Source organism: Colwellia sp., from assembly GCF_013214175.1.
Lineage (GTDB): Bacteria > Pseudomonadota > Gammaproteobacteria > Enterobacterales > Alteromonadaceae > Colwellia.
In genome coordinates, this window is sequence record NZ_JABSPA010000004.1 from 336340 (window position 1) to 348733 (window position 12394).

The window sequence follows — 12394 nt, forward strand, 5'->3', positions numbered from 1 at the left end:
AGAGCAGGCTTAACGATATTTCATGTGTAAAGCTCACTGACTCTTAAGCGGTAACGCCCGAGATAAACACTATGGCAATAGCAACGGGTACCAAATAACGGATTAGCACTTGCCAGGCCAGAAAGGCTGATTTTTTTAACCCTAACTCGGCTTTCATTTCTTTAGCAGGAATTCGCCAACCAACAAAAATTGCCGTTAAAAATCCGCCAATAGGTAATAAAATACTGGCAGAGATATAATCAAGACTTTCAAAAATAGTCTTACCTTCAAGCAACGATATAAAACCGAATGGTTGAAACTCTTTGATTAGGTTCAATGACAACACAGAGCTGATACCCAAAAGCCACATAACTAGGCCACTAACAAAGGTGGCCTTTTTTCGGGTAAAAGAAAACTTTTCCGCTACCCAAGCGATGATGGGTTCGAAGTTGCCAATGCATGAAGTAAAGGCTGCGGCGATAAGCAATAAAAAGAAGATTGCAGTAAATAACTGCCCGCCTGGTAAATCTCCCAGAGCAATGGGTAGCACTTGAAAAACGAGACCTGCGCCAGCATCAGGCGTTAAGCCGTGGGCAAAAACCAAAGGAAAAATTGCAAAGCCAGCCAGCATAGCAACCAAGGTGTCAGCAAAAACCACTATAAAAGCATTTTGAGCAATTGAAGCTTTCTTAGGTAAGTAAGAGCCATAAGTAACCATTACCGCCATCGCAATACCAATGGAGAAAAAAGCCTGTCCCAATGCCAGTAAAAAGGTTTCCCCTGTTATTTGAGAAAAGTCAGGGGTGAGTAAAAAGTTAACTGCTGCTTCAAAGTCACCAACTGCAGCGGCATAAATAACCATGATTATTAAACAGACAAATAATGATGGCATTAATATACTCACCGCCTTTTCAATGCCACCTTTTAAGCCTCGTGCATTAACTAACATGATGATAACAATGACTAACGAGTGCCAAAATAGTAACCGCATGGGATCAGACATCAGCTCATTAAAAACAACTTTCGACTGCTCAGCATTAATGCCTTTAAACTCCCCTACTACCGCCATAGTAAAATAGTCTAAAGTCCAACCTGTTATCACTGTATACGTGAGCATCATCATAAACACGGCAACAATTGCCATACCGCCAACACCTGACCAACGAGATGATAAATTATTTTGTTGGGCTACCTCTTTAAAACTGCCAGCCGCAGAGGCCGCATTTTTAGCACGGCGACCAATTGCCCACTCTGACATTACGAGCGGCACACCAATACACAGTGCGCAGGCAAGATAAACCAAGACAAACGCTGCGCCGCCATTTTCACCTGTTACATAGGGAAAGCGCCAGATATTGCCTAGCCCAACAGAAAAACCAATAGAGGCCATAAGAAAAGTTAGTCTTGATGACCAATTTTCTATCTTACCTTCTCCTGCAATTGCAGCCATTTTTTACTCCTAGTCGATAAAAACAGATTATTTGGCTGGACTTTTTGTCTTAATCACTCGCTATGCAGCAATGAATAAAACAAAACTAAGTTGCCAATTAACGGTGTTTTATATATTTAGTTACGTATTTCTATTTTTATTAATAACAAAATATTTTTTTTTACCTAGTACCTATGTCATTAGCCGTAGCAAAAGTGTCACCAATATCAATTTGGGTGTTACCAATGAAAAACCCCAGATCACAAAAAACAACAAGCACTTGATTAATAAAGAAAATAACCGTTAGGCATGAGAAGTTTTAAAAATAACTATTGCATAAAAAATAGCCTTGAACTTTTAAGTATATTGTATACATTGGTAATGTCCGGTAACTATTTGACTCATTTTGTAGTGCTCTATAGGCAATTATTATTACCAAAACGAGTACATTAAAACTTTAAAAAAAGTGGTTGTCCTGACAGTTATAAATGCTGTAGTGAGTTGTACTGAATTGACGAGCTAACAGTGAAAGTGATTAATCTTTGCTAAAAAAAACAATATGAGGATATCAAAATGATAAATAGTAAGGTCAAAAATAAAAGCAGTCATGCTGCTTGCTATAAAACTGCATTGGCTACAATCGCAATGTCGATAACTATGATGGCTATGGGAGCCAACGCCGCAACCGTTAATAGCCCACCAACGGCAGATAGCATTATTAACTTAAGTAAACCTGGTTCACATGCCCATTCACTTTCACAAAGTAGCCCAGTAGCTCAGTCTACAACAGCTTATAATGCCGGTGAAAATATACTGCGTTATAACTACAACTGTGGTGCAAAAATATCAATTCGTTCCGAGTCATATATTACTGCTCAAAACTTGCAAGCGGTATGTGATGAGTTAATTTCTGAAGAAGAGCGTTACCACAGATTAATGAAAACGGCTAAACAGCCTTTAGCGGGTGACAACAACAGCACAGTGCAAATTAACGCTTTTAAAGATTACGCCTCTTATCAATACAATGCAGCGCAAATATTTGGTATCGATACCAATAATGGTGGTATGTATTTAGAAGGTGATCCGAGTGTTCCCGGTAACCAAGCCAGTTATGTAACCTATATTACTGATGATGGCAGTAGCTGGTGGATAATGAACTTATCCCATGAGTTTAATCATTACCTTGACGGCAGGTACAACATGGATGGCAATTTTGCCACGTATATGGAAAGCTCGAATAATGTTGTTTTTTGGTTAGAAGGCTCAGCTGAATATGTTGCTTGGGTTGATTGGCCTTATGACTATGCCCGCGAGCTGGCGGGACAAGCAAGTTACTCTCTTGCTGATGTAGTAAATACTACTTATGAACATGACACGGGTCGTATATACAACTGGGGTTATCTCGGTGTTGCCTTTATATTTGAACGCCATCCTGAAGCACTTGATACTATTCTATCTTATTTTAGAAGTGGCAATTACTCTGCTTATAATAGTTATATTCAAAACTTTTCTTATCAAAACGGCAGTGAATGGTACGAATGGCTACAATGTACCTCTACTTATCATGACAGTGCTAATAAGGAATGTTGGGACCATACACCTACCACTGATCCAATAGATCCCGTTGACCCTGTTACTCCGGGTGAAGGATCATGTGCCGCCATGGGACCTTATTCTGGTAGAACGTCAACCACTACCTCTATTAATATAGAAAACTTAACCAACCAAACACTACAAATTCGCTGGTTACAAGAAGATGGTACCTTATATTCTAATATTTACGATGATGCTTTTGTGCCAGGTGAAACGTTTAGCCGTACCTCTTATATTGGTGATAAATGGGTAGTAACAGACACCAATGAAAGTTGTGTTGAGTTATTCACTACAGTAACCAATGGTAATTTCAAAGTTGAAGCTGATGACGATGTTGTTATCACACCAGAAGATAATGAATTAACTAAAGCGAGCAGCAAGAGCCTTGCCATTGCCAACGCCGGAGATACGAAAGACTTTTTCATTGAAGTGCCAGCAGATGCCAAAGAGGTAACTTTTAGTATTGCGGCAAACAATGGTGATGCCGATCTTTATGTGAAAAAAGGCAGCATGCCAACTACTAGCAGTTACGACTGTAAATCTGATTCACCAGATAGCAATGAGAGTTGTAGTGCTGGCGATGGCGAAGGGACTTATTTTGCCTTAGTGTCTGCTTATGCAGGATTTAGCGGTGGCTCTATTGTTGTTGACTACACTATCGATGACATTGTTGTTCCTACACCAGACTTAGTGCCTGATGCTTCTTGTTCTCTAGAAGGTCAAGCTTATAGCCGTAACGGTACCTCAACAAATTTCACCATTAATAACAACAGTGAAACTGGCTTGAAAGTACAATGGTTGTCAGCCGATGGCTCTCGTTATAACAAAGTATATAACGATAACTTTGCCCCAGGCGACAGCTGGAGTCGTAGTAGTTACACTGGCGACAGATGGATAGTTACCGACCAAGCGGGACAATGTATGAAAGTTATCACCGTTGAAGGCAATGGTAACTACAACATGTTAGGTGATGATCCGACAGTTCCTGTTGATCCAATCCCAGATGGTGCAATTGGTTGTCAAGGCGGTATTAAAGTTTACCCTAGCAACATGCCAAACAGCTACTATTACACACGCTTATGTAGTTCAGGTACTGGACTGCCAATTATCTCTGGTCGTTATGCATCTGATGCAGCGCTTCATAGAACAGCATTTCTACTCGATAGTGTCATGCAAACGGTTGATAGCCGCGTAGTACCTATGATGGTTGCCAATGGTTTCCGTCATGGTGTTATGGGTACATATCCTTCAGAATTAACGACTTGGATGCCTGAATATAGTCACCTTGACTCTGCCTTTTGGGATGAACGTGCCCGTGGTTTAGGTGGTATGCCTTCAGTACCTTTAGGTTCAAGTGCTGAAGAAAATGCCATGTGTCATTCTAATGACCGCTACCTAGGTGAAGATATTACCATTCATGAATATGCGCATTCATTACATCTACTTGGTTTAGATTATGTATTCCCTGGCTTTAGCTCAAGGTTACAATCAGCCCATGCAAATGCTAATTACTACAGCCTTTGGGGTGCCGGTCATTATGCCATGAATGATTATAAAGAGTACTTCGCTGAAGGTGTGCAAAGTTTCTTTAATGCCAATATGGGTGGCGGACCAAATACGCGTAGTGCACTACAAGCTGCAGATCCAACCTTGTATGGCATCATCTATGAAATTTTCGGTAACAGCCCGTTCTACCGTTCATGCCCATAAGATGGCTTCGTTGATTTAGAAAAGTCTAGGCACTTCAGTTATTGAAGTGCCTAACTCAGTACACCAAGCTCCCACTAGTGTACTTAATTCATATATGTTGTGTCTTAGGGAATTACTTATTTTGACAATAATTCAACCTGGTCTGTCAGTGTTTACTTGGTAATTCGCTTATTAATACCAATTGTTTTTACCTTGCCTTCATACATGGGGCGAAACGCTACTAAGTTGACTTAAAAATAAGGCTTACCCACCTCAGTTTGTTTTTCATTCTGGGGTTTTTTACTTTTTAATTTAGAGCCGTTTGCATCGGTAAACTTTATTAGAGACTTCAATAGCAGAGCTAGAAATTCTCAAAGTGAAAACACTTCGATTTATTACAAAATATTTCAATTTATTTTCATGACATTAACAGTTGTTACGTTGTCATCAACTGAGTTATTTGAGTCATGAAAAATATCACCAAAAACAAAGCTATATCACAACACATTGAATAATAAGTAATTAATCACATTAACCACCTATTTACCTCGCTATTTTTCAGACTCCTCCCTACCTCTTGACGTAGATTTTATATTGTATACATTTGAAGTGTTTTTAATATTAAAGACACAAAAACAAATCCAATAAAAACAAAATATAACAAAGTCATTGTTACCAAGTCAGGCTAGTCATTTCGCGCTGGCATAACAAAAAACTGAATCACTACCGTGATTAAGGGAGAAAAAATGTATAACAATAATAAAGTCGCTAAAGCTATACGAATCGCCATGATGATAGGTGCTGGCAGCGCCCTATCATTTTCAAACACCGCTTTGTCAGCGGAGGAAAGTGCCTCAGAAGAGGTTGAACGTATTCAAGTTACCGGTTCACGATTAAAGCGTACCGATATGGAATCAGCCAGCCCTGTGACCATAATTACCGCCGCAGATCTAAAGATACGAGGTATACAAGATGTAGGTCAGTTTTTACAAAGCAGCGCGGTAATGTCAGGCTCACCTGCCATGACCACAACCAACAATGGCGGCAATGGTAGTACATCAGTTGAGCTGCGCGGTTTAGGCTCAGAACGTACCTTAGTGTTAATTAATGGTAGAAGACCAGCGACAAGTGATTTTCAAACCATCCCTGCTTCAATGATTAACCGTATAGAAATATTAAAAGATGGTGCTTCAGCAACATACGGCGCCGATGCCGTAGCTGGTGTTGTTAACATAATTACTCGTCGTGATTTTGAAGGCGTAGAATTTAATGCCCAACAATCGAATTCTTTTGATGTTAATGAGAATTCACAAACAACAATCAGCTTAGTATTAGGTAAAGCCTTTGACGATGGTCACTTAGTTTTTGGTGTTGACTATGTCGACCAAGAAGCTGTTTATCAAGGTGATAGTAGTGTTGAGTTCCTCAATCACCCTTGGTCTGTTAGCCCATGGAGCGCTAACGCTGAACAAGATGAATTGTCTTTTTGGCAGAACGGTTTAATTCCGCCAAACCAAGCTGGTGGTAACGTCACCTCTATTGGTAGTGGTTCGACGCCTTGTGGCCAATATTATATGCAAGGTCGCCCTAATCAAACTAATGCGACTTGTGATGGTGGTGTCGCAGGCATCAATGATATGCGTGATTTCGTTAACCCTGATGATACCTATAACTACGCACCGGTTAACTTTTTACAAACTCCTTATAAAAAATTAAACATGTTTGTTGAAGGCAGTTTTGCCTATAACAACAATGTTACTTTCTACACTGAAACGCGCATAAACAAACGTACTTCTCGTCAAGAATTAGCCGCGGTACCTTATGATACCCGCTACGACCCTGCTTATAGCGGCATACTGCCTGATGGCAGTGATTTTAATGGTGTATCAAAAGACAACTACTACAACCCCTTTGGTGAAGATGTTACCCGTTCACGTCGTCGTATGTTAGAAGGCGGTCGTAGTTTTGAACAAGATAACGTTGGCTTTCAACAAGTAATTGGTATGGAAGGTGAATTTGGTGACGGCTGGACTTATGATTTAAATTATAATTATGGTTACAACCAATATTCATTGACTGAATTTGGTCAACTTTATGGACCAAACTTAGCTAAAGCTATGGGCCCTTCATTTAAAGACGCAGACGGTAATATCGTTTGTGGTACCGCAGCGGCCCCCATTGCCGGTTGTGTATCTATGAACGTCTTTGGCGGACCTGGCTCAGTGACTCAAGAAATGCTTGATTACACCTCAGCACCGTTATCTAGTTCAGGTAATTACACCTTGCAAACACTAACAGGTTTTGTTGGCGGTGATATTTATGAATTACCAGCTGGTGCCTTAGCAGCGGGTATTGGTTTTGAATATCGTGAAGAAGAAGCGGAAAACCAAGTAGATTCAGGTAAGTTTATGGGTGAAGTAACCGGTAATACCTCAAAGGCCACTAACGGTGCTTTTGATGTAACCAGTATTTTCACTGAAATTAGAGTGCCATTATTAAGCGATTTACCTGGCGCAAACAGCGTAGAGATACCTATTGGTATTCGCTATGATGATTTTGAACTATTTGGCTCTTCAACTACCTATCAACTTGGTCTTGAGTGGCATGTCATTGATGGTTTATTGATACGTAGTACCTATGGCACTGTGTATAGAGCGCCAACAATGTTTGATCTTTATGCACCTTCAGGTGATTCCTACCCATTTACCAGTGATCCATGTAGCACCGCTAACTGGGGCGATTTAACAAGCGCTCAACAAGGTAATTGTCAGGCTGATAATGTTCCTGCTGGTGGTAGTATCAATGTTGACGGTCAACAACGTTCAACCGTTGGTGGTAACGCAAACTTAACGCCTGAAGAAGGTGATTCACTAACCGTTGGTATTGCTTATTCGCCTGACTTTATCGAAGGCTTAGGTTTGACTCTAGATTACTGGTCAATTGAGCTTGAAAACGTTATTGACGCTGTTGGTGCTGGTGACTCATTAGACGGCTGTTATAAAGGTGGTGTTGCTTCACTTTGTAATAACGTTACCCGAGACAGTAAAGGTGAAATTACTGACATTAGTGAACGCTCTGAAAACTTAAGTGCTATGACAGCTAAAGGTATTGATTTTGAAGCAAACTATACTTTTGAAGCCTTATCTGGTGAGTTCTACTTAAACCTTTCTTGGAGTCACTTTTTAGAACGTGAAAACCAAGTATATAACGCCAGCAGCTTCATGTTTGAGATGGAGGACTTAAATGGTCAGTTTGAAAATGATAATAGCTACGCTACTGACAAAGTAAACTTCACCGCTAACTATACTTTAGATAACCTTAACTTAAGTTATGCTGCTTACTTTATCTCAGGGCTAGAATATGATGATTTATTATATTACGGCAGCACACCAAATAATGCTGATGATCCAAGTCAAGGCAACCATATGTATAGCGTTGATTCCATTATGTATCATGATATAACAGCCAGTTATAGCTTTGATACCGGCACCACAATTTCTGCTGGTGTTACTAACTTAACGGATGAAGAGCCAATTTATATCGAGCCTGCGCAAAATGGTAATACTGATGAAAGTAATTACCGTTTATTTGGTCGTAGTTGGTTTGTTCGCTTTAGCCAGCAGTTCTAATGTTCGCTAGTTAACGATTCAGGGACTAAAACCAAAGCCGCTATAGCAATATAGTGGCTTTTTTAATGGTTAAAATTATCAAGAATCAGAGTGTTTAAGGTAATTATTTATAACAGCTAAATCAATAATGGACAATTACATTAGTCTAGCCACCCAACACATAAAAACGGCCAGTAATTATCACCCAAAATTGCCATTGAATATCACTTACTACGTCCATTGCATTAGATTAGATTTACCACGAGTGAACTAGGATCATTTCGTGCGCATTCAGGACGTTAGCATTTAATTTTTTGCCTTATATTTTCTAATGAATATTTTATGTCATGTTACTGAGCCGGCTCAGTAACACTCCTAAAAACACCAATAAACCTCTATTTCATTGATCTTAGAGTAATTTATAGCGTTTTCTATGATGGGTATTACTGAGCGGGCTTAGTAACATCCTATCTTTTATTAAGTAATTGGTTGCAGTGGTTTCTAATTCTTTGAATTTGTGTGACATTAATGTAAATTAAATTTTAATTATGGAACTGACATTACTGAGCCGGCTCCATAATAAGCTGTTATGTTTCAAATAAAGAATGGAGTCTTTTTCATGTTTCCCGAATGTAAAAGTTGTTTTAAAAAAATATCCCTTAGTTGGTTTTTAAATGCCTTTAAGTGGACTAAATATCGCTGTGTAAATTGTGGTTCTACACATGAATTTACTACTAGGCATGGTTATGTTGCAGGAACTGTAGGAGCATTAACTGCTTTTTTTTATCCAATAAAAGAAAGCTCAATTCTCTATAGTCCTTTATTGTTTGTTCTAGTGGTATTTACTGCGTTTATACTTAGTAGTTTAATTCCTGGGCAGCACAAGTTAGTTATAACTGAAAAACGGGAGGAGTAGTAAACATAACAAGGGTTTTCAAGTCGGACTCGTAACAGTTTGCTTGGTTCCACTTCGTTTCACATTTTAGCAAACTATTACACGCCGCTTAAAACGGCGTTAGTTTACAAAAGGATTTTGGTAGTGTTTGAAAGTATTGCGATCTATTCAGGGTTAATTGCAACAATCTGGATCTTCATTGGTGTTTATGTAGCAAGTCGATTTTATGCTGGTTACAGTCATTCTAAACAATTTTGTAGTGAACTAGGTGCAACTGGCAGCCCAACTGAAAAATTATCTCCCTTAATTAACAATTATCCGCTAGGCTTTCTATTTTGCTTTTTTGGTTGGTATTTGGCGCAGCTGTCAAATGTTTCAATCTTAGTTAATGCTGCCGGTTGGTTAGTCATAGCTCATGGTATTGGTACTTGGGTAGCAGGTTATTTCCCAATGGACGCAGATCCATTTACTAAGGATCCAACTTTTAATTGTAAGGTACATTCTTGGGCTGGTTTTATCATGTTGCTTTCACTAGTTGTGGCACCAATATTAATAGCTATAAGCCCAACGACTGAAATTATACCTCTATATTTCCGTGTTTTTTCAGTGGCTTCTGTTATCGCTGCTGTTTATTATCTATTTGCTATGGCAAAAGCTGTAAAATCTAAAAGTAACCCTGGCATCCATCAACGCATTTCTTATGGCTTTCAGCTAATGTGGCTAAGTGTATTTTCATTAGTGTTGGTGTAATTGTAAACTAACAAGTAAATTAACAGGACACGTAACAGTTGGCTGTGTTTCGTTCCTCAACAATTTTAGCCTACTAAGTTTTGCCCATTAACGAGGGCGTTGCTTTTTTGGGATTAAATTATATTAAGGCGTATGTATGAGAGTATTGGTGACGGGTTCTGCGGGTAGGGTTGGACGCGCAATCTATATCAAGTTGATGATAACTCATGATGTGGTTGGTATTGATAAAACGCCTTGTTCTACAGCTGATTTTGTTGGTGATATTCGTGATACATCTTTAATCACTCAAGCGTTAGAAGGTGTGGATGTTATTGTTCATACTGCTGCTCTCCATGCGCCTCATGTTGGGCTATTAAGTGATGAGGAATTTCATAGTATCAATGTTGATGCCACCGAACAGTTAGCGCTACAAGGTATTAAAAGTGGTATTAAGCACTTTGTGTTTACAAGTACAACTGCGCTTTATGGATATGCTTCAACACCAAAAGGTGTTGCAGGCTGGGTAAATGAGCAAATAAAACCTCAACCAAAGTCTATCTATCATAGAAGCAAGATTCTTTCTGAATGTAAGCTTCAAGAAATCTCAAACCTATTTAATCTACCCGTGACAGTATTACAAATGTCTCGGTGTTTCCCTGAGCCTGCTGACGTAATGGCAGTATATCGCCTTACTCGTGGTATTGATGCCAGAGATGTAGCTGAAGCTCATTTATGTGCAGTTGAAAAACGTCTAAACGGTTTTAACCGTTTTATCTTATCGGGAGCAACACCATTTAGTCGTTCAGACTGTGAAAGTTTGTATAGTGCAGCTGATGCAGCGATTAAGAAAAAGTGTCCCAATATAGCGTTAGCGTTTGAACAAAGAGGTTGGCCACTGCCCACACGTTTGGATCGTGTGTATGACTCTTCAGCAGCTCAAGAAAAATTAGGTTGGTTTCCTAAGTATGGTTTTGAAAGTGTATTAGATATGTTAGACAGTGACGTGCCGGAAGTTTTTCCCACGTTAAAACGCAGCTAACAAAGTATTTAAGAGTGATTCCCAACGCGTGGAATTTTTATAGTTCAAGGTTCGGTTTGTGTTTACGGTGCAATGGTTTAGGCTAGATGGCAGCGTTGCTCACCCCTTAATTCAGCGTTATCGGTACAAAATCTAATCCAACCTGTCCAATAGCTGTAAAAGCTAATGTCTTCTTTGTGGTAGAAGTGAGCATAAGCCGTTTACCCCAAGCCGTTCAGCTTTTAGCACTAATTCCTGTTAGTGCTAATGTTCCCTTAGTGCCTTAGAAAATATGAATGATTTTACCCTAAATTGGTGGCTAAAATCACTTAGCTACAACACTGTCAACGGGGGGCTAAATACCGAGGTAAAATAGACGCATTACTCGCAATCATTATTTATAAGAAGCCATAAAAAACGAATCATATAGATTCGTTTTTTTTGTATCGTTAACTATTAAGCAACTACATTGCTCATAAACTTTATGAAAATTAAAAACATTACTTTTCTTTTTGTAAAAATGCCGGCAGGGAATGACCAGAAAGTACCAATAATCCCGCAAAAATTCCTAAGTTCTTAATGAAATTTTGCATTTCATGTGCACCATCTAGACCCGAAAAATTCCAAAAGTCATGCAACGAAATATTAATGACTAACACCAAGCCTGCTAATAACAATGCGACGATTCCGGTAAATCGATTTGCAATCAACATCAAAGCAGCGACTATTTGGAAAATACCCGCCAATACTAATAACACAGGGACAAATGGCATATTGTGTTTTTCCATTAGCTGTATATGCATATCCCAAGATACAAATTTCATGATACCGGGAACCAGAAAATATAATGCGAGTAAAACACGTCCAACCGTTAATAACAGAGTGTTCATTTTATCAATCCTTGTTTGTTACTATCTAATGACTATCCAAATAAAGCGAATTATAATGCAGTGCCATTGACAGTCAGTTTCACATCAATATTACCATTAACGGCATTTGAGTATGGGCAGACTTGATGTGCAGTTTTAACCAATGCGATTGCTTGCTCATCATCCAGTTCTAACGTTACCGCTAATGAAACGCTTAATGCAAAACCACCCGCTTCATTAGGACCAATCCCCACTTCTGCAGAGACCGGTGCTGTCGCTAATTTTAATTTTTGCCCTCCCGCTACATGTAAAATGGCATTTGAAAAGCAAGCAGCGTAACCCGCTGCAAATAACTGTTCAGGGTTTGTTGCTGCGCCCGTTCCCCCCATCTCTTTTGGGTAACTTAGTGCAAGGTCGAGCATATTATCATCTGTGCTTACTTGCCCGTTACGTCCTGCAGAAGCAGTTGCTGTTGTTGTATATAGCGTTGTCATAATGATTTCCTTTTGAATATGTTTAATTAGTTAGGTATTTACTATAATCGCCCGTAACTGGTTTGTGCGCAATTTAATTGCGCGCAATTTA

7 protein-coding genes are annotated in these 12394 nt (G+C 39.3%); 4 read left to right on the forward strand and 3 right to left on the reverse strand.

Annotated features, from left to right (window positions below):
• Positions 1-43 precede the first annotated feature (43 nt).
• Positions 44-1429: a sodium-dependent transporter gene (locus HRT55_RS12680; RefSeq protein WP_291621761.1), complete on the reverse strand. Its 1386-nt coding sequence runs from the start codon at positions 1427-1429 to the stop codon at positions 44-46.
• Between the two features lie 552 nt (positions 1430-1981).
• On the opposite strand from HRT55_RS12680, the gene HRT55_RS12685 reads away from it, so the two are divergent.
• From HRT55_RS12685 to HRT55_RS12700, 4 genes are all read left to right on the forward strand, one after another.
• Positions 1982-4711, forward strand: coding sequence for a collagenase (locus HRT55_RS12685; RefSeq protein WP_291621763.1), 2730 nt, complete (start codon positions 1982-1984; stop codon positions 4709-4711).
• A gap of 725 nt (positions 4712-5436) precedes the next feature.
• Positions 5437-8319, forward strand: coding sequence for a TonB-dependent receptor (locus HRT55_RS12690; protein ID WP_291621765.1), 2883 nt, complete (start codon positions 5437-5439; stop codon positions 8317-8319).
• A gap of 1018 nt (positions 8320-9337) precedes the next feature.
• Positions 9338-9943, forward strand: a complete 606-nt coding sequence (locus HRT55_RS12695) for a DUF998 domain-containing protein (RefSeq protein ID WP_291621767.1) — start codon at positions 9338-9340, stop codon at positions 9941-9943.
• Positions 9944-10079: 136 nt separating this feature from the next.
• Complete coding sequence (locus HRT55_RS12700) at positions 10080-10961, forward strand: NAD(P)-dependent oxidoreductase (protein WP_291621769.1); 882 nt, start codon at positions 10080-10082, stop codon at positions 10959-10961.
• 479 nt (positions 10962-11440) lie between these two features.
• Here HRT55_RS12700 and HRT55_RS12705 read toward each other — a convergent pair whose 3' ends face one another.
• Both HRT55_RS12705 and HRT55_RS12710 read right to left on the reverse strand, forming a co-directional pair.
• Positions 11441-11830 (reverse strand): DoxX family protein, encoded by a 390-nt coding sequence (locus HRT55_RS12705; RefSeq protein WP_291621771.1) that lies wholly within the window; start codon positions 11828-11830, stop codon positions 11441-11443.
• A 50-nt stretch (positions 11831-11880) separates the two neighbouring features.
• Entirely contained in the window at positions 11881-12303 is a 423-nt protein-coding gene (locus HRT55_RS12710; RefSeq protein ID WP_291621773.1) for an organic hydroperoxide resistance protein, read from the reverse strand.
• Positions 12304-12394: the final 91 nt, after the last annotated feature.